The sequence below is a fragment of the Streptomyces sp. CY-1 genome (genome assembly GCF_047218265.1).
Taxonomy (GTDB): domain Bacteria; phylum Actinomycetota; class Actinomycetes; order Streptomycetales; family Streptomycetaceae; genus Streptomyces; species Streptomyces niphimycinicus.
Window position 1 is genome coordinate 10,511,430 of record NZ_CP178393.1, and the last position, 20,053, is coordinate 10,531,482.

2 protein-coding genes are annotated in these 20,053 nt (G+C 72.1%); both read left to right on the forward strand.

Annotated elements, in window-relative coordinates; translation table 11 throughout:
• Positions 1 to 10: 10 nt before the first annotated feature.
• Positions 11 to 9,628 carry a type I polyketide synthase gene (locus tag ACK1X7_RS44510; RefSeq protein ID WP_413116635.1) on the forward strand — a complete coding sequence of 3,206 codons (9,618 nt, stop codon included), beginning with the start codon at positions 11 to 13 and terminating at the stop codon, positions 9,626 to 9,628.
• Positions 9,629 to 9,685: 57 nt separating this feature from the next.
• Positions 9,686 to 20,044: a type I polyketide synthase gene (locus ACK1X7_RS44515; protein WP_413116636.1), complete on the forward strand. Its 10,359-nt coding sequence runs from the start codon at positions 9,686 to 9,688 to the stop codon at positions 20,042 to 20,044.
• Positions 20,045 to 20,053: the final 9 nt, after the last annotated feature.

The following is a 20,053-nucleotide window of genomic DNA, read 5'->3' on the forward strand; positions in this document are numbered from 1 at the left end:
GCTGGGCATAGTGGCGGAAGACGAGAAACTCCTTGACTACCTCAAGAAGGTGACGGCTGACCTGCGTCAGGCTCGTCGGCAACTTCGACAGGTGGAGGAGCGGGACCGGGAGCCCATCGCCATTGTGGCGATGAGCTGCCGGTACCCCGGCGGTGTGAAGACGCCGGAGGAACTGTGGCGGCTCGTCGCCGAGGGCGGCGACGCCATCAGCGAGTTCCCTCCCGACCGGGGCTGGGACGTCGATGGCTTCTTCGACCCCGACTCGGAGCGATCCGGCTCCTTCTCCGTCCGTGAGGGCGGATTCCTGGAGACCCCCGGCGACTTCGACCCCGGCTTCTTCTCCATGAGCCCGCGGGAGGCGCTCGCCACCGACCCCCAGCAGCGGCTGCTGCTGGAAACCGCCTGGGAGGCGTTCGAGCGCGCCGGAATCGACCCGGCGTCGGTGCGGGGCAGCCAGGCCGGTGTGTTCGTCGGCGCCTCGCCCTCCGGCTACGGCGCCGGAGTGAGCGAGATGCCCGCGGACGTGGAGGGGCTGATGCTCGCGGGCAACGCCACCTCGGTGGTGTCCGGGCGGGTGGCCTACACCCTGGGCCTGGAGGGGCCCGCCGTGACGGTGGACACCGCGTGCTCGTCGTCGCTGGTGGCCCTGCACTGGGCCTGCCAGGCGCTCCGTCAGGAGGAGTGCTCGCTGGCCCTGGCGGGCGGCGTCGCCGTCATGTTCACCCCCAGCATGTTCGTCGAGTTCAGCCGGCAGGGCGGGCTCGCGCCCGACGGCCGGTGCAAGGCGTTCGGCGCGGGCGCCGACGGCACCGGCTGGGCCGAGGGCGTGGGCCTGCTCCTCCTGGAGCGGCTCTCCGACGCCCGGCGCAACGGCCACCCGGTGCTGGCCGTCATCCGGGGCTCGGCGATCAACCAGGACGGCGCGTCCAACGGTCTGACCGCGCCCAACGGCCCCTCGCAGCGCCGGGTGATCCGCCAGGCGCTGAAGAACGCGGGCCTGACACCGGCCGATGTGGACGCGGTGGAGGCCCACGGCACGGGCACGTCGCTGGGTGACCCCATCGAGGCGCAGGCCCTGATGGCCACCTACGGCAAGGAGCGGCCGGAGAACAAGCCGCTGTGGCTGGGCTCGCTGAAGTCCAACATCGGCCACTCCCAGGCCGCCGCCGGTGTCGGCGGGGTCATCAAGATGGTGATGGCCCTGCGGAACGGCGTGCTGCCCAAGACGCTCCACGCGGATGAGCCGTCCAGCCAGGTGGACTGGACCGAGGGTGACATCCGGCTGCTGAACGAGTCGACCCCCTGGCCCGAATCGGAGCAGCCTCGCCGGGCGGGTGTGTCCTCGTTCGGAATCAGCGGGACGAACGCGCACGCGATCCTGGAGCAGGCTCCGGCGGCCGAGGTGGCCGAGGAGACCCGGGCCGAGGTCGCCGACGGTCCGCTGGCCTGGGTGGTGTCCGGCCGTAGCGCGGCGGGTCTGCGGGCTCAGGCGGGCCGGCTGCGGGAGTTCGTGGCGGAGCGTCCGGAGCTGGGCGCGGCCGATGTGGCGTTCTCGCTGGTGGCGTCGCGGTCGGTGTTCGAGCACCGTGGAGTGGTGACGGGCGCCGACCGTGCGGAACTCCTGGCGCGGCTGGGCGCGTTGGCCGGCGATGAGGTCGCCTCGGGTGTGACGCGCGGGGTGGCCGATGTCCGTGGCCGCTCGGTGTTCGTGTTCCCCGGTCAGGGTGCGCAGTGGGTGGGCATGGCGGTGGGCTTGCTGGAGTCCTCGCCGGTGTTCGCGGAGGCGATCGGTGAGTGTGAGTCGGCGCTGTCGGCTCATGTGGACTGGTCGCTGACGGATGTGCTGCGTGGTGCCGAGGGCGCTCCCGGTTTCGACCGGGTCGATGTGGTGCAGCCGGTGCTCTTCGCGGTGATGGTGTCGCTGGCGAAGCTGTGGCGTTCGACGGGTGTCGAGCCGGACGCCGTGATGGGTCACAGCCAGGGCGAGATCGCCGCCGCGTGTGTCGCGGGCGCGCTGTCGCTGGAGGACGCCGCCAAGGTGGTGACCCTGCGGTCGCAGGCGATCGCGGCGGGTCTTGCGGGCCGTGGCGGCATGGTGTCGGTCGGACTGCCGGCGGACCAGGCCAAGGAGCGCATCGCCGCCTGGAACGGCGCGATCTCGGTGGCCGCGGTCAACGGCCCGGGATCCGTGGTGGTCTCGGGTGACCCGGGCGCGCTGGATGAGATGGTCGCTCAGTTGGAGGGTGCGGAGATCCGCGTCCGCCGCGTTCCGGTGGACTACGCCTCGCACTCGGCACATGTGGAGGCGATTCGCGAGGAGCTGCTGAAGGTTCTGGCGGACATCGCGCCGCGCTCCTCCGAGGTGCCGTTCTACTCCACGGTGACCGGTGAGCTGGTGGACACCGCCGCTCTGGACGCCGAGTACTGGTACCGCAACCTGCGGCAGACCGTCGAGTTGGAAGCCACCACCCGCACCCTCCTGGGCAAGGGACACACCACCTTCATCGAGGTGAGCCCGCATCCCGTGCTCACCCTGCCGGTGCAGCAGACGGTGGAGGCAGCCGAGGCGCAGGCGGTGGTCGTCGGCACGCTGCGGCGTGACGAGGGCGGCCTGGAGCGGTTCCTGACCTCCGCCGCCGAGGTCTTCACGCGTGGCAAGAAGGTCGACTGGCTCACCACACTGGAGGGCCGTGGCGCCCGCCGGGTCGAGCTGCCGACCTACGCCTTCCAGCGCGAGCGCTACTGGCTCGATGGATTCGGCCTGCCGCCCGGCGGCGACGCGGCCGAGGTCACCGGCTCCGTCGACGCACGGTTCTGGGACGTGGTGGAGCGCCAGGACCTGGAGTCGCTGGCGGGGGCGCTGGCGGTCGACAGCGAGGCGCCGCTGAGCGCGGTGCTGCCCGCCCTGTCCGCGTACCACCGCAACAACCGTGACCAGTCCACGATCGACGGCTGGCGCTATCGGGTGTCATGGAAGCCGCTCTCCCAGATCGCCGACGGCTCGCTGTCGGGGACGTGGCCCGTGGTCGTTCCGGCGTCCCGCGCCGGGGACGAGCTGGTCGCGGAGGTCGTCGCCGGGCTCGAGCGGCACGGCGCGGATGTGGTCTCGATCGTGGTGGACGAGCGGGACCTCGACGCGAACACACTGGCGGAGCGGCTCCGACAGGTGGCCGCCGACGCACCCGAGCTGGGTGGTGTGCTGTCGCTGCTGGCCCTGGACGAGGAGCCCTGCCCGGGGTACCCGGCGCTGTCGGGCGGCTACGCGCTGACCCTGGTGCTGGTGCAGGCCATGGTCGAGGCCGAGATTCCGGCCCGGCTGTGGTGCGGTACGCGTGGCGCCGTGTCGGTGGGGCGTTCGGACCGGCTCACCAGCCCGGCGCAGGCGATGGTCTGGGCGCTGGGCCGGGTGGCCGGGCTGGAGCTGGCACCGCTGTGGGGCGGTCTGGTGGATCTGCCCGAGTCGCTGGACGAGCGCGGTGCGGAGCGGCTGGCCGGTGTGCTGTCCGTCGAGGGCGGCGAGGACCAGGTCGCGGTGCGCGGCTCCGGTGTCTTCGTACGCCGTCTGGTGCGCTCGGCCGCGGTCGACGCTGAGGCGACCTCGTGGCAGGCGCGCGGCACGGTGCTGGTGACCGGTGGCACGGGCGGGCTCGGCGGCCAGGTGGCCCGCTGGCTGGTCCGTAGCGGTGCCGAGCATCTGGTGCTGACCAGCCGCCGCGGCCTCGAGGCCGAAGGCGCCGCCGAGTTGAAGGCGGAGCTGGAGGGCATGGGCGCCGAGGTGACGGTGGCCGCGTGCGACGCGGCGGACCGCGACGCACTCGCCGCCGTCCTGGACGCCGTGCCGGAGCACCAGCCGCTCACCGCGGTGGTACACGCGGCGGGTGTCACGATCGCGGCCTCCCTGGTGGAGACCGAGCTCGCGGACGCGGCGAGGGTGGTATCGGGCAAGGTGGCGGGCGCCGTCAACCTCGATGAGCTGCTCGGCGACCGTGAGCTGGACGCGTTCGTGGTCTTCTCGTCCATCTCCGGTATCTGGGGCGGCGGCAGCCAGGGCGTCTACGGCTCCGGAAACGCCTTCCTGGACGCGCTGGTGGAGCAGCGCCGTGCGCGGGGTCTCGCGGGCACCGCCGTCTCCTGGGGCCCGTGGGCCGAGGGCGGCATGGCGACCCGGGACGACGCGGGGGAGCAGTTGGCGCGGCGCGGACTGCCCGCGATGGCACCCGAGTTGGCGATCGCCGCGCTGGAACGCGCGGTGGCCGGGGACGACGGTGTGGTGACGGTCGTGGACGTGGACTGGGAACGGTTCGCGCCCTCGTTCACCGCGGTCCGCCCCAGCCCGTTCCTGAGCGACCTCGACGAGGTCCAGCGGCTGGAGACCAAGGGCGACGGCGGCGAGAGCTCCGACGCCGCCGGGGCGCAGTTGCGTGAGCGGCTGAAGCCCCTCACCGAGGGCGAGCGGGACCGGGCGCTGCTCGATCTGGTGCGCAAGCACGCCGCCTCCGTGCTCGGTTACGCCTCCGCGGAGATGGTCGAGCCGAACCGGGCCTTCCGCGATCTGGGCTTCGACTCGCTGACCGCGGTCGACCTGCGCAACCGGCTGGCCGCCGAGACCGGTCTCAGCCTCCCCGCCACGCTGGTCTTCGACTACCCCAGCGCCACCACGCTCGCGGCGCTGCTGCGCACCGAGGTGCTGGGCACGACGTCCCCGGCGGTGGCCACCGGATCCGGGGCTCCCGCGGGTGTCGGCGCGGACGACGAACCCATCGCGATCGTCTCCATGAGCTGCCGCTTCCCCGGTGGGGTGCGGAGCCCGGAGGACCTGTGGCAGTTGGTCGAGAGCGGCGGTGACGCCATCTCGTCGTTCCCGTCGGACCGTGGCTGGGACCTGTCGGGCATGTACGACCCGGACCCGGACCGGCCGGGCACGTTCTACGCCCGTGAGGGCGGATTCCTCTATGACGCGGCCGAGTTCGACCCCGGCTTCTTCGGGATCTCGCCGCGTGAGGCCCTGGCCACCGACCCGCAGCAGCGGCTGCTGCTGGAGACCTCCTGGGAGGCGTTCGAGCGGGCGGGCATCAACCCCACCTCGGTGCGGGGCAGCCAGGTCGGTGTGTTCGTCGGCTTCTCGGGCTCCGGATACGGCAGCAACCTGGAGACGGTGCCCGAGGATGTCGAGGGCCATCTGCTGACCGGCAACGCCGGCAGTGTCGTCTCCGGCCGCCTCGCCTACACCTACGGCCTGGAAGGCCCCGCCGTCACGGTGGACACGGCCTGCTCGTCGTCGCTGGTGGCCCTGCATCTGGCCTGTCAGTCGCTGCGTCAGGGTGAATGCTCCATGGCGCTGGTCGGCGGTGTGACGGTGATGTCCACCCCGATGGCGTTCGTCGAGTTCAGCCGGCAGGGCGGTCTCGCGCCCGACGGCCGCTGCAAGCCGTTCGCGGCCGCGGCGGACGGTACCGGCTGGAGCGAGGGCGCTGATGTGCTGCTGGTGGAGCGGCTGTCGGACGCGCGGCGCAACGGCCACCAGGTGCTGGGCATAGTGCGGGGCTCCGCCGTGAACCAGGACGGTGCGAGCAACGGTCTGACGGCGCCCAACGGCCCGTCGCAGCAGCGGGTGATCCGCCAGGCGCTGGCCAGCGCCGGGATTTCGGCCGCCGAGGTGGACGCGGTCGAGGCCCACGGCACGGGCACCTCGCTGGGTGACCCCATCGAGGCGCAGGCGCTGCTGGCCACCTACGGCAAGGAGCGTCCGGAGGGCCGCCCGCTGTGGCTGGGCGCGCTGAAGTCCAACATCGGACACACCCAGGCCGCGTCCGGACTCGCCGGTGTCATCAAGATGGTGATGGCGATGCGGCACGGCGTGCTGCCGAAGACGCTGCACGTGGACGAGCCCTCGCCGCAGGTGGACTGGTCGGTGGGTGAGGTGCGGCTGCTGACCGAGGTCACGGCGTGGCCGGAGACGGGTCAGCCGCGCCGGGCCGGTGTCTCCGCGTTCGGTGTGAGCGGCACCAATGTGCACACCATCATCGAGCAGGCCCCGATGGACGCCGAAGACGAGCGACCGGCCGAGGCGACGGCTCCCGACGACCGTGGTGCGGCTCCCTGGACGCTCTCCGCCCGGAGCGCGGACGGGCTCCGCGCCCAGGCGCGGCGGCTGCGGGCGCATCTGACGGCACAGCCGGAGCTGAGCCTGAAGGACGTGGGCTACTCCCTGGTCGCCACCCGGTCGGTGTTCGAACACCGTGCCGTGCTGACGGGCACGGACCGCGCGGAGCTGCTGCGCGGGCTCGAGGCCGTCGCCACCGGCGAGGAGACCCCCGGGGTGGTGCGCTCGGTCGCCACCCCGACGGGAATCACCGCCTTCCTGTTCTCGGGCCAGGGCGCGCAGCGCCTGGGCATGGGACGGGAGCTGTACGAAGCCTTCCCGGTGTTCGCCCGTGCCCTGGACGAGGTGTGCGCGCACCTGGACATGCTGCTGGACCGTCCGCTGAAGGACGTGATGTTCGCGGCGGAGGGCAGCGAGGACGCGGAACTGCTGGACCGGACGGCGTTCACCCAGCCCGCGTTGTTTGCCATCGAGGTGGCGCTGTTCCGGCTGCTGTCCGCGTGGGGTGTGGCGCCGGATGTGGTGATCGGCCACTCCATCGGTGAGATCGCGGCCGCGCAGGTGGCCGGGGTGTTCTCGCTGGAGGACGCGTGTGCGCTGGTGGCCGCCCGTGGCCGGCTGATGCAGGCCCTTCCCGAGGGTGGCGCGATGGTGGCCATCGAGGCGTCCGAGGAGGAGATCGCTCCGTCGCTCGCCGGTCGTGAGGCCGAGGTGAGCATCGCCGCCATCAACAGCCCGACCTCTGTCGTCATCGCGGGTGACGAGGGAGCGGCGCTGGAGATCGCGGAGCAGTGGGCGGAGCAGGGCCGCAAGACCCGCCGCCTGAAGGTCAGTCACGCCTTCCACTCGCCCCGTATGGACGCCATGCTGGACGACTTCCGCAAGGTGGTCGAGGGGCTGTCGTTCGCCCCGCCCTCCCTTGCCCTGGTCTCCAATGTGTCGGGCAAGTCGGCGGGCGCCGATGAGGTGTGCTCGCCGGAGTACTGGGTGCGGCACGTCCGGGAGGCCGTGCGCTTCCTGGACGGGATGCGTTCCCTCGAAACCGCGGGTGCGACCAGGTTCTTCGAGGTGGGCCCCGACGGTGTGCTCTCGGCGATGGCGCGGGAGTGCCTGACGGTGGACGAGGTTTCGGCCCCCGTCGTGGTGCCCGCGCTGCGCAAGGACCGCCCGGAGGCCCAGGCGCTGACGACGGCGCTGGCCGAACTCCACGTCCACGGCGTCACCGTCGACTGGGAGGCCCTGTTCGCCGGGCAGGACGTCCGGCGGATCGAGCTGCCCACCTACGCGTTCCAGCGGCAGCGCTACTGGCTGGACGCCCCCGAGAGCGATGCCACCGTCGGCCCCGCGTCCGTGGACTCGGTCGACGCCCGGTTCTGGGACGCGGTCGAGCGTGCGGACCTGGAGGCGCTGACCACCGCGCTGAACGTGGACGGAAACGCCTCGCTCACCGAGGTGCTGCCCGCCCTGTCGTCCTACCGCAAGGGCCATCGTGAGCGCTCCACGGTGGACGGCTGGCGCTACCAGATCGCGTGGACCCCGGTCTCCGAGCTCTTGGAGCGGGCGCTGACCGGGACCTGGATGGTCATGGTCCCGGGGTCGCACGCCGACGACGAGCTGGTCACCTCCGCGGTGACCATGCTGGAGCGGCAGGGCGCGGAGGTGGCGCGGATCGTGCTCGACGGCGCCGTGGACATCGACCGCGCGGCGGTCGCCGAGCGGCTGCGCACGGCGGTCGAGGGCGCGTCGGACGGGGCCGTCGGCGGGGTCCTCTCCCTGCTGGCCCTGGACGAGAGCCCCAGCCCGGAGCACGCCGTCGTGCCCCAGGGGCTCGCGCTGAACCTCGTCGCGTTGCAGGCACTCGTGGACGCCGGTGTCGAGGCCCCGCTGTGGGTGGCGACGCGCGGCGCCGTGTCGGTGACCGGCTCCGACACCCTGCGCAGCGCCGCGCAGGCGCAGATGTGGGGCCTCGGCCGGGTCGCCGGTCTGGAGCACCCCCGGCTCTGGGGCGGTCTGGTCGACCTCCCGGAGACCCTCGACGAGCGGGCCGCGAACCGGCTGGCCGGTGTGCTGGGCGGCGGCGCGGGCGAGTTCGAGGACCAGGTGGCGGTGCGCGCGTCCGGCGTGTTCACCCGGCGTCTGGCGCGGGCCGCCGCCCCGCAGACCACGGCTCAGCCGTGGAGCGCGCGGGGCTCGGTGCTGGTGACCGGCGGCACCGGGGGAGTGGGCAGCCAGGTGGCCCGGTGGCTGGCACGCGCCGGCGCCGAGCACCTGGTGCTGACCAGCCGCCGTGGCCTGGAAGCGGACGGGGCCGCCGAACTGCGCGACGAACTCACCGCGCTGGGCGCCGAGGTGACCATCGCGGCATGTGACGCCGCCGACCGCGACGCCCTGGCCGCGGTACTGGCCGCCATCCCGGAGCGGCATCCGCTGAACGCCGTCGTGCACGCGGCGGGTGTCCTGGACGACGGTGTCCTGGACTCGATGTCGGTGGAGCGGGTCGCGGGCGTGCTGCGTCCCAAGGTGGACGGGGCCCGTCATCTGCACGAGCTGACCGAGGGCCTCGACCTGTCCGCGTTCGTGCTGTTCTCCTCGCTCGCCGGAGCCATCGGCGGCGCCGGGCAGGGCAGTTACGCGGCGGCCAACGCCTACCTCGACGCCCTGGCGCAGCAGCGCCGGGCCCAGGGACTGGCGGCCACCTCGGTCGCCTGGGGCCCGTGGGCCGAGGGCGGCATGGCGGTCGACGGGGCGCTGGAGGAGCGGCTGCGGCGCGGCGGTATGGCCGCGATGACCCCGGAGCTGGCGGTCAAGGCCCTCCAGCAGGCCCTCGACCTCCAGGAGACGCACCTGGCCATCGCCGACCTCGACTGGGAGCGCTTCGTACCCTCCTACGTCGCCGTTCGGGGCAGCCGGCTGCTGGACGAGGTGCCCGAGGCACGGCGGATCCTGGAAGCCGCGATCGGCGGCGGCAGCGCGGCGCAGTTCGAGACCGGTGGCTCCGAACTGCGTGAGCGGCTCGCCGGAATGTCGGAGGCGGAGCAGGAACGAGCGCTGCTCGACCTGGTCACCACGCAGGTGGCGATGGTGCTGGGCTTCCCGTCGGTGGAGCTGGTCGAGTCCCAGCGGGCCTTCCGTGAGCTCGGCTTCGACTCGCTGACCGCCGTCGAACTGCGCAACCGGCTGGACGCGGCGACGGGTCTGCGCCTGCCCGCCACGATCGTCTTCGACCACCCGACGCCGGTCGCGCTCGCCCGCAGGCTGCGTACCGACGTCGTCGAGGACGGGATCTCGGCGGCCGCACCGATCCTGGGCGAGCTGGACCGGATCGAAGCGGCGATGGCCACGATCTCCGCCGACGACGTGGACCGGCCCAGGATCACGACGCGTCTTCAGACGCTCCTCCTCAAGTGGGGAGAAGCGGAGCAGGACACGGGCAACTCCGGCAAGAAGGCGGTTTCGGACAAGATTCAGTCGGCGACGTCGGACGAGATCTTCGACTTCATCGACAAGGAGCTTGGGATCTCCTGAGCTGGCGCGGTCGGTTCCCGAGCGTCGTCCCTTACTACTTCCATGGGTGACATAACAATGAACGAAGAGAAGCTTCTCGACTATCTCAAGCGGGTGACCGCGGATCTCCAGCAGACTCGCCAGCGCCTGCTCGAGGCCGAGTCAGCGGACCAGGAACCGATCGCGATCGTCGCCATGAGCTGCCGGTTCCCCGGAGGGGTGAACTCTCCGGAGGACCTGTGGCGGTTGGTGGCGGAGGGCACCGACGCGATTTCGGAATTCCCCATGGACCGTGGTTGGGACATCGACGCCCTCTACGACGAGGACCCGGACCGTCCCGGCACCAGCTATACGACCGAGGGCGGCTTCCTGGAGAACGCCGACCAATTCGATCCGGCGTTCTTCGGGATCTCGCCGCGCGAGGCGCTGTCGATGGACCCCCAGCAGCGGCTGCTGCTGGAGACCTCGTGGGAGGCCATCGAGCGGGCGGGCATCGACCCGATGTCCCTGCGCGGCAGCCGGACCGGCGTGTTTGTCGGAACCAACGGCCAGGACTACTCCATGCTCGCGCTCGGTGCCTCCGAGAGCGTGGAGGATGTCGAGGGCCACTCCGGCACGGGTAATGCTGCGAGCATCGTCTCCGGCCGGATCTCCTACACCATGGGTCTCGAGGGCCCCGCGCTCTCCGTGGACACCGCGTGCTCGTCGTCGCTTGTGGCCCTGCACCTCGCCGTTCAGGCACTGCGCCAGCGCGAGTGCACGCTCGCGCTGGCCGGTGGCATCACGGTGATGTCCACCCCGGCGGCGTTCGTCCAGTTCAGCCGGCAGCGCGGTCTGGCGGCGGACGGCCGCTGCAAGCCGTTCGGGGCCGCGGCCGACGGCACCGGCTGGGGCGAGGGCGTCGGCATGCTGCTCGTGGAGCGGCTGTCGGACGCGCAGCGCAACGGTCACAAGGTGCTGGCCATCGTGCGGGGTTCGGCGATCAACCAGGACGGCGCGTCCAACGGTCTGACGGCGCCCAACGGCATATCGCAGCAGCGGGTCATCCGGCAGGCGCTGACCAGCGCCCGGTTGTCGGCCGCCGAGGTGGACGCCGTTGAGGCGCACGGTACGGGCACCACACTGGGTGACCCCATCGAGGCGCAGGCGCTGATGGCCACGTACGGCCAGGACCGGCCCGTGGACCAGCCGCTGTGGCTCGGCGGCATCAAGTCGAACATCGGGCACACCCAGGCCGCCGCCGGTGTCGCCGGGGTCATCAAGATGGTGATGGCCATGAGCGAGGGCGTGCTGCCCAAGACGCTCCACGCGGACGAGCCCTCGCCGCACATCGACTGGACCGGCGGCGCCGTCTCCCTGCTGCACGACTCGACCCCGTGGCCGGACCGGGACCACCCGCGCCGCGCCGCCGTGTCCTCGTTCGGCATGAGCGGCACCAACGCGCACACCATCCTGGAGCAGGCCCCGGAGGCCGAGCCGGCCGAGGTCGCCGAGGCCGAGGCCGTCGACGGTCCGGTGGCGTGGCTGGTGGCAGGGCGTAGCGCGGAGGCGCTTCAGGCACAGGCCGGGCGCCTGCGGGAGTTCCTCACGGAGCGTCCGGAGTTCGGCGTGGCGGACGTGGCCCTCTCGCTGGCCACGACCAGGTCCGCGTTCGAGCACCGGGCCGTGGTGACCGGGGCCGACCGCGAGGAACTCCTCCAGCGTCTGGAGGCGGTCGCCGAGGACGCCACCGCGTCGAACGGAGTGGTGCGGGGGAGGACCGGCGATGCCGGCCGATCGGTGTTCGTGTTCCCGGGGCAGGGTGCGCAGTGGGTGGGCATGGCGGTGGGCTTGCTGGAGTCCTCGCCGGTGTTCGCGGAGGCGATCGGTGAGTGTGAGTCGGCTCTGTCGGCTCATGTGGACTGGTCGCTGACCGAGGTGCTGCGTGGCGCCGAGGGCGCTCCCGGTTTCGACCGGGTGGATGTCGTCCAGCCGGTGCTCTTCGCGGTGATGGTGTCGCTGGCGAAGCTGTGGCGTTCGGCTGGTGTGCAGCCGGACGCGGTCATGGGACACAGCCAGGGCGAGATCGCCGCGGCGTGTGTCGCGGGCGCGCTGTCGCTCGAAGACGCCGCCAAGGTGGTGACCCTGCGGTCGCAGGCGATCGCGGCGGGTCTTGCGGGCCGTGGTGGCATGGTGTCGGTCGGGCTTCCGGTCGACCAGGTCAAGGACCGTATCGCCGCGTGGGATGGTGCGATCTCGGTGGCCGCGGTCAACGGCCCCGGCTCCGTGGTGGTCTCGGGTGACCCGGGTGCGCTGGATGAGATGGTCGCTCAGTTGGAGGGTGCGGAGATCCGTGTTCGCCGGGTTCCGGTGGACTACGCCTCGCACTCCGCCCATGTGGAGGCGATCCACGAGGAGCTGCTGAAGGTCCTTGCGGACATCGCGCCGCGCTCCTCCGAGGTGCCGTTCTACTCCACGGTGCTCGGTGAGCTGGTGGACACCGCCGGACTGGATGCCGAGTACTGGTACCGCAACCTGCGGCAGACCGTCGAACTGGAGGCCACCACCCGCACGTTGCTGGACGACGGTCACACCGTGTTCATCGAGGCGAGCCCGCATCCGGTGCTCACCCTGCCGGTGCAGCAGACGGTGGAGGCAGCCGAGGCGCAGGCGGTGGTCGTCGGCACGCTGCGGCGTGACGAGGGCGGCCTGGAGCGGTTCCTGACCTCCGCCGCCGAGGTGTTCGTGCGGGGCGTCACGGTGGACTGGACCGCCCTGCTCGAGGGCCGTGGCGCCCGCCGCGTCGAGCTGCCGACCTACGCCTTCCGGCGCCAGCGGTACTGGCTGGAGGTGTCGGCCGCGGAGCTCCAGGCCACCACCGACGGTCTCGCCGCGGACGCGGTGGACGCGCGCTTCTGGGAGGCGGTGGAGCGTGAGGACCTGGAGGCGCTGGTCCGCACCCTTGAGGTGGAGGACGAGGAGCAGCAGTCGTCCCTGACCGCGCTGCTTCCGGCGCTGTCCTCCTGGCGCCGTCAGCGGCGCGAGCAGAACACGGTGGACGGCTGGCGCTACAAGGTGGTCTGGAAGCCACTGGCGGCCGCCACCGAGGCGGCCCTCTCGGGCACATGGGTGGTCGTCCTTCCCGCGTCGCACGCCGACGACGCCCTCGTGACCGCCACGGTGAACGGGCTGGGGACGAGCGGTGCCGACGTCGTCCGGGTCGTGCTGGACGGATCGGGCAACGACCGCTGGACTGTGGCGGAGCGGCTACAGGCGGCGCTCGGCGAGGCCGGTGTGGAGCCTTCGGACGTGACGGGCGTGTTCTCGCTGCTCGCGCTGGACGAGTCGGGGCATGCGACGTTCGGTGTGGTGCCGGCCGGGCTGGCGGCGATGGTGGCGCTGGTCCAGGGGCTGGGTGATGCCGGTGTGGTGGCCCCGCTGTGGTGCGGGACCCGGGGCGCGGTGTCGGTGGGGCGCTCCGACCGGCTGGTGAGCCCGACCCAGGCGATGGTCTGGGGCCTGGGGCGGATCGTGGGCGTCGAGTACCCCCAGCGCTGGGGTGGCGCGGTCGATCTGCCCGAGACCATGGACGCCCGTGCGGTGGCCCGGCTGGCCGGAGTGCTGGCGGGCACGGAGGGCGAGGACCAGGTCGCGGTGCGCGGCTCCGGTGTGTTCGCCAAGCGCATGCTGCGGGCCTCGGCGGCTGAGGACGTCGAGGGCCGGGGAGCCTGGCAGAGCCGCGGTTCGGCGCTGGTGACCGGTGGTACGGGTGCGCTGGGCGGTCATGTCGCCCGCTGGCTGGCCCGTACCGGTGTCGAGCACCTGGTGCTGACCAGCCGCAGTGGAATGGAGGCCGCGGGCGCCGCCGAGTTGAAGGCGGAGCTGGAAGGGCTCGGTGCCCGGGTGACGGTGGCGGCGTGTGACGCCGCGGACCGTGAGTCGCTGGCCGCGGTACTGGACGCCATTCCGCAGGAGTTCCCGCTGACCGCCGTGGTGCATACGGCCGGTGTGCTGGACGACGGCGTCGTGGACGCCCTCACGGTGCGCCGGGCGGCCGGGGTGCTGCGTCCGAAGGTGGACGCCACGCGGAACCTGCATGAGCTGACCGCCGGGATGGACCTGTCCGCCTTCGTGCTGTTCTCCTCCGGGGCGGGCACGCTGGGCGGTCCGGGTCAGGGCAGCTACGCGGCGGGTAACGCCTACCTCGACGCGCTGGCGTTGCAGCGGCGTGCGGACGGCCTTCCGGCCACCTCCATCGCCTGGGGCGCCTGGGCCGGAGGCGGCCTCGGATCCGGCGAGGTCGGCGAGCGGATGGACCGTTCCGGCATGGTCGGAATGGTGCCCGAGCTGGCGATCTCCGGTATGCAGCAGGCCCTTGAACTGGACGAGACCTTCATGGTCATCGCCGAGATCGACTGGGATCGCTTCCAGCCGGAGTTCGTCGGTTCACGTCCGAGCGCGCTCTTCCGTGAGCTGCCCGAGCTGAACCGCCCCGCTGCCGCCACTGGCGCGGACACCGGCGACGGCGACGACGCCATCTCCGAACTGCGCCGGGAGATGGCGCAGTTGTCCCCCGCCGAGCAGCCCAAGCTCCTCCTGGAGCTGGTGCGCAACCAGGCCGCCGACGTCCTCGGCTACGACGGCGCGGACGCGGTGGAGGCCGACCGTGCCTTCCGCGACCTCGGCTTCGACTCGCTGACCGCCGTCGAGCTGCGCAACCGCCTCGGCGTGGTCACCGGCCTCCGTCTGCCGGTCACCTGTGTCTTCGACTACCCGACCGCCACGGTTCTCTCCCGGTACCTGTACACCGAGATGTTCGGCGACCAGCCGGTCACCGAGGGCGGCCCCGCTGCCGCGGCCAAGGCATCGGAGGGGCTCGATCGGCCCATCGCCACCGATGAGCCGATCGCCATCATCGGCATGAGCTGCCGGTTCCCCGGAGGGGTGCGCAGCCCCGAGGAACTGTGGAAGCTGCTGATGGCCGAGGGGGACGTGATCTCCCAGTTCCCCGATGACCGTGGCTGGGACATCGACGGCCTCTACGACCCGGACCCCGAGAAGTCCGGTACCAGCTATGTGCAGGCGGGCGGCTTCCTCGACGAGGTGGGCCACTTCGACCCGTCGTTCTTCGGGATCTCCCCCCGTGAGGCGATGGCCATCGACCCGCAGCAGCGGCTGCTGCTGGAGACCTCCTGGGAGGCGTTCGAGCGCGCCGACATCGACCCCGTGGCGCTGCGCGGAAGCCAGACCGGAGTCTTCGTCGGCTCCAACTACCACGACTACGGTTCGCGCATGGTGAGCGACACCGAAGGAGTGGAGGGGTATCTCGGACTCGGCAGCGCCCCCAGCGTCTCCTCCGGCCGTATCTCCTACACCTTCGGCTTCGAGGGGCCGGCCGTGACGGTGGACACCGCGTGTTCCTCGTCGCTGGTCGCCCTGCACCTGGCCTGCCAGTCGCTGCGGCAGGGCGAGTCCTCGGTGGCGCTGGCCGGCGGTGTGACGATCATGGCCACGCCGGGCACGTTCATCGAGTTCAGCGCCCAGCGCGTGCTGTCGTTCGACGGGCGGTGCAAGGCGTTCTCGGCGGACGCCGACGGCACCGGCTGGTCCGAGGGCGTGGGCATGCTGCTCGTCGAGCGGCTGTCGGACGCACAGCGCAACGGCCACAAGGTGCTGGCCGTCATCCGGGGTTCGGCCATCAACCAGGACGGTGCGTCCAACGGTCTGACGGCGCCCAACGGCCCGTCGCAGCAGCGACTGATCGAGCAGACGCTGGCCGGCGCCCGGCTGGTCTCCGCCGATGTGGACGTGGTCGAGGCCCATGGCACCGGCACCCCCCTCGGTGACCCGATCGAGGCGCAGGCACTACTGGCCACCTACGGTCAAGGCCGCCCCGAGGGCGAGCCGCTGCTACTGGGCGCCATCAAGTCGAACATCGGTCATACGCAGGCCGCGGCCGGTGTCGCAGGTGTCATCAAGATGGTGATGGCCATGCGCGAGGGCACCCTTCCCAAGACGCTCCACGTTGACGAGGTGTCACCGCATGTCGACTGGTCGGCGGGCGACCTCGAGCTGCTGACCGAGGCGCGGCCCTGGCCGGAGCGGGACCACCCGCGCAGGGCGGCGGTGTCCGCCTTCGGCGTGAGCGGCACCAACGCGCACACCATCATCGAGCAGGCACCGGTCTCCGACGAGCCGGAGGCGCCGCGGGCAGCCGAGGCCCCGGACACCACCACGGCCCCGGTGCCGTGGATCCTGTCCGGCCGGACCGACGCCGCCCTTCGGGGCCAGGCCGAGCGGCTGCGCGACCAACTGGCGACGTCCACCGATGAGTTCATGCCCACTGTGGACGTCGGCTACTCCCTGGCGACGAGCCGATCTCTCTTCGACCACCGGGCCGCACTGGTCGGCGAGGACCGCGCGGAGCTGCTGCGTGGCCTCGAGGCCCTCGCGAAGGGCGAGACCGCGCCCGGCGTCGTACGCGGCACGGCGGGCGCGGCCGGTAAGACGGCGTTCCTGTTCTCGGGCCAGGGTGCGCAGCGCCTGGGCATGGGCCGGGAACTGTACGACGCCTTCCCGGTGTTCGCCGACGCGTGGGACGAGGTGTGCGCCCATCTCGACGGGCTGCTGGACCGCCCGCTGCGCGATGTGGTGTTCGCGGCCGAGGACAGCGATGACGCCGGGCTGCTGGACCAGACGGCGTTCACCCAGCCCGCGCTGTTCGCGGTCGAGGTGGCGCTGTTCCGGCTGCTGGAGCACTGGGGTGTCACCCCGGATGTGCTGATCGGCCACTCCATCGGTGAGATCGCCGCCGCGCATGTGGCCGGGGTGTTCTCCCTGGAGGACGCGTGCACCCTGGTGGCCGCCCGTGGCCGGCTGATGCAGGCGCTGCCCGAGGGCGGCGCCATGGTGGCGGTGCAGGCATCCGAGGACGAGATCGCCCCGTCGCTGGCCGGTCGTGAGACCGCGGTGAGCATCGCCGCCATCAACGGCCCGACCGCCGTGGTCATCGCCGGTGACGAGGAAGCGGCGCTGGAGATCGCGGGGCAGTGGGCGGAGCAGGGCCGTAAGACCCGCCGCCTGAAGGTCAGCCACGCGTTCCACTCGCCCCGTATGGACGCGATGCTCGGCGACTTCCGTAAGGTCGTCGAAGAGCTGTCGTTCGCCCGGCCGTCCACCGCCCTGGTCTCGAATGTGACGGGCGCGGCGGCGAACGCGGACGAGGTGTGCTCGCCCGAGTACTGGGTCCGCCATGTGCGCGAGGCCGTGCGCTTCGCGGACGGCGTGCGGGCGCTCGAAGCGCAGGGCGTGTCCAGGTTCGTGGAGGTCGGTCCCGACGGCGTGCTCACCGCGATGGCGCGGGACTGCGTGGCGGACCAGCCCGAGGGCGCCTCAGCACCGGTCCTGGTGCCGGTCCTGCGAAAGGACCGTCCCGAGACCCGGGCGCTGACCACGGCGCTGGCCGAACTCCATGTCCATGGCATCGCTGTGGACTGGGAGCGGCTCTTCGCGGGACGTGACGCCCGCAAGGTCGAGCTGCCCACCTACGCCTTCCAGCGGGAGCGCTACTGGCTGGAGGCCCTGTCGGCGTTCGCCAGCGATGTCACCGCCGTGGGGCTCGTCCCGCCGACGCATCCGCTGCTGGGCGCCGCCGTCGAACTGCCCGACGCGGACGGCTTCCTGTTCACCGGCCGTCTTTCGCCGCAGACGCACCCGTGGCTGGTCGACCACATGGTCCAGGACACGGTTCTGCTGCCCGGCACCGCCTTCCTCGAACTGGCCCTGCACGCCGCCGACCAGGTGGGCTGCGACCGGGTCGAGGAGCTGACCCTCACCGCGCCGCTGCCGCTGCCCGAACGGGGCGCGGTTCACCTCCAACTGGCGGTGGGCGGCCCGGACGAGAACGGCGCGCGCTCGCTGAACGTGTACTCCCGGCTGGAGGACTCCACCATGGAGCAGCCGTGGGTCCAGCACGCCTCCGGTCTGCTCGCCCAAGGCGACGCGCCGGACGAGGCCGGACAGGCCGACCTCTCCGTATGGCCCCCGGAGGGCGCCGAGCGGATCGACACCGAGGACGTCTACGACCGGATGGCCGCGGGCGGCTTCGCCTACGGCCCGGTCTTCCAGGGGCTGCGGTCGGTGTGGATCCGTGGCGACGAGGTCTTCGCCGAGGTGCGCCTGCCGGAGGAGAACGCCTCGGACGCCGGGAAGTTCGGCCTTCACCCGGCCCTGCTGGACGCGGCGATCCAGGCCGTCATGTTCGTACCCCAGGAGGAGGCGGGCCTCGCCAGGCTTCCGTTCTCCTGGACCGGTGTGTCGCTGCGGGCCACGGGCGCCTCGGAACTGAGGGTGCGCCTCAGCTCGCTCGGCTCCGACTCGATCGGCCTCGTGGTGGCCGACACCAGCGGCCGCGCCGTGGCCACCGCCGACTCCCTGGTGATGCGGCTGGTCGCGGAGGGGCAGATCCAGTCGGCCGGTTCCCCGGCGGCCGGGCATGACTCGCTCTTCCGGCTGGACTGGACCCCCGTCCCCGTCAGCGCGTCGGCCCCCGCCTCCCAGGGCACCTGGGCCGTACTGGGCACCGACGAGCTGGGGATGCTCCCCGGCTTCGCGGCCGAGGGCGCCGACGTGGCCTCGTACGCGGACCTGGCCGCGCTGCGCGAGGCGATCGACTCCGGGGCCACGGCGCCGGACGTCGTCATGGTGGCGGGCGCCGCGGAGGCGGCCGGCATCGACGACGGCGCGGATCTGGCGGGACGGGTGCGCGGCACCGCGTACCGCGCGCTGGAGCTGGTGCGGACCTGGGTCACCGATGAGCGGTTCGAGGACTCCTACCTGGTGTTCGTGACCCGCGGCGCGATGGGTGCGCGCTCCTCCGACGAGGTGCGCACCCCGGCCGAGGCCGCCGTATGGGGCCTGGTGCGCTCCGCGCAGACCGAGCACCCCGGGAAGTTCCTTCTGGTGGACCTGGACCCGGCGGAGCAGGGCGATGTGTCCTCGATGCTGCGGACGGCGCTGACCGCCGAGGAGCCGCAGGTGGCCGTGCGCGACGGACGGGTGCTCGCGGCGCGCCTCGCCCGGGTGGCCCCGGCCGAGGACCGGCCCGAGCCGCAGACCACGCCGTTCGACGGCCGTGGCACGGTGCTGATCACCGGTGGTACGGGTGGTCTGGGCGCGCTGTTGGCCCGTCATCTGGTGGTGGAGCACGGTGTGCGTTCTCTGGTGCTGACGAGTCGTCGTGGCGTGGAGGCGCCGGGTGCGGCGGAGTTGGTGGCGGAGCTGGCCGGGCTCGGTGCGCAGGCGCGTGCTGTGGCCTGTGATGTGGCCGACCGCGCTTCGGTGGAGAGTCTGCTGGCCGGAATCGGGTCGGAGCATCCGCTGTCCGCGGTGGTGCATGCGGCGGGTGTGCTGGACGACGGTGTGGTGGAGTCGCTGACGCCGGAGCGGGTGGACAAGGTGCTGCGTCCGAAGGTGGACGCCGCGCTGCACCTGCACGAGCTGACCCGCGATCTCGACCTCGCCGCCTTCGTGGTGTTCTCCTCGGCCTCCTCCAACTTCGGTGGAGGCGGCCAGGCCAACTACGCCGCGGCGAACGCCTTCCTGGACGCCCTGGCGCACCAGCGCCGCGCGCTCGGCCTCCCCGCGGTCTCCCTGGCCTGGGGCATGTGGGAGCAGCGCAGTGAGATGACCGGGGATCTCGGCGAGGCGGACCTCCAGCGCATCGCGCGGGCCGGGCTGAACGCGCTCAGCTCGGAAGAGGGCCTCGCGCTGTTCGACGACGCGCTCGGGACCGATGAGACCGTGCTCGTGCCGACCCATGTGGACCTCGCCGCCCTGCGCGTCCAGGCCCGCACCGGTGAGGTGCCCGCTCTGCTGCGCGGCCTGGTGCGTGTCCCCAGGCGCCGGGTCACGGCGCGGGAGACCGCGCAGACCGGCACCGGATCGCTGCGGGACCGCCTGGCCGGTCTCTCCGCGGCCGACCAGTACCGGACTCTGCTGGACCTGGTGCGGGTGCAGGTGGCCACCGTCCTCGGCCATGGCTCGCCGGAGACGGTCGAGCCCGATATGGCCTTCAAGGACATGGGCTTCGACTCCCTGACCACGGTGGAACTGCGCAACCGGCTCAACGCGGAGACCGGGCTGCGGCTGTCGGCCGTGCTGGTCTTCGACCACCCGACGCCTACGGCGCTGGTGGACCACCTGCGGGAGGAGCTCCTGCCGGACGGTGGCGCGGGGGAGCCCATGGTCTTCGCCGAGCTCAACAAGCTGGAGCCGCTGCTCTCCAACGTGATGGACGACGGCGAGACCCGCACGAAGGTGGCCGAGCGACTGAGGGAGTTCCTGGAGAAGCTGGGCGAGGCTTCCGAAGACTCCACCACAGGGGTGGCCGAACGGATCGGATCGTCCTCCAACGACGAGCTGTTCGACTTCATCGACAACGAGCTCGGACTGTCCTGAACCGTTGTC

What these genes read in the sequence shown, in the direction of transcription:
- ACK1X7_RS44515 (WP_413116636.1), top strand. Translation starts at nt 9,686, where the DNA reads ATGAACGAAGAGAAGCTTCTCGACTATCTCAAGCGGGTGACCGCGGAT.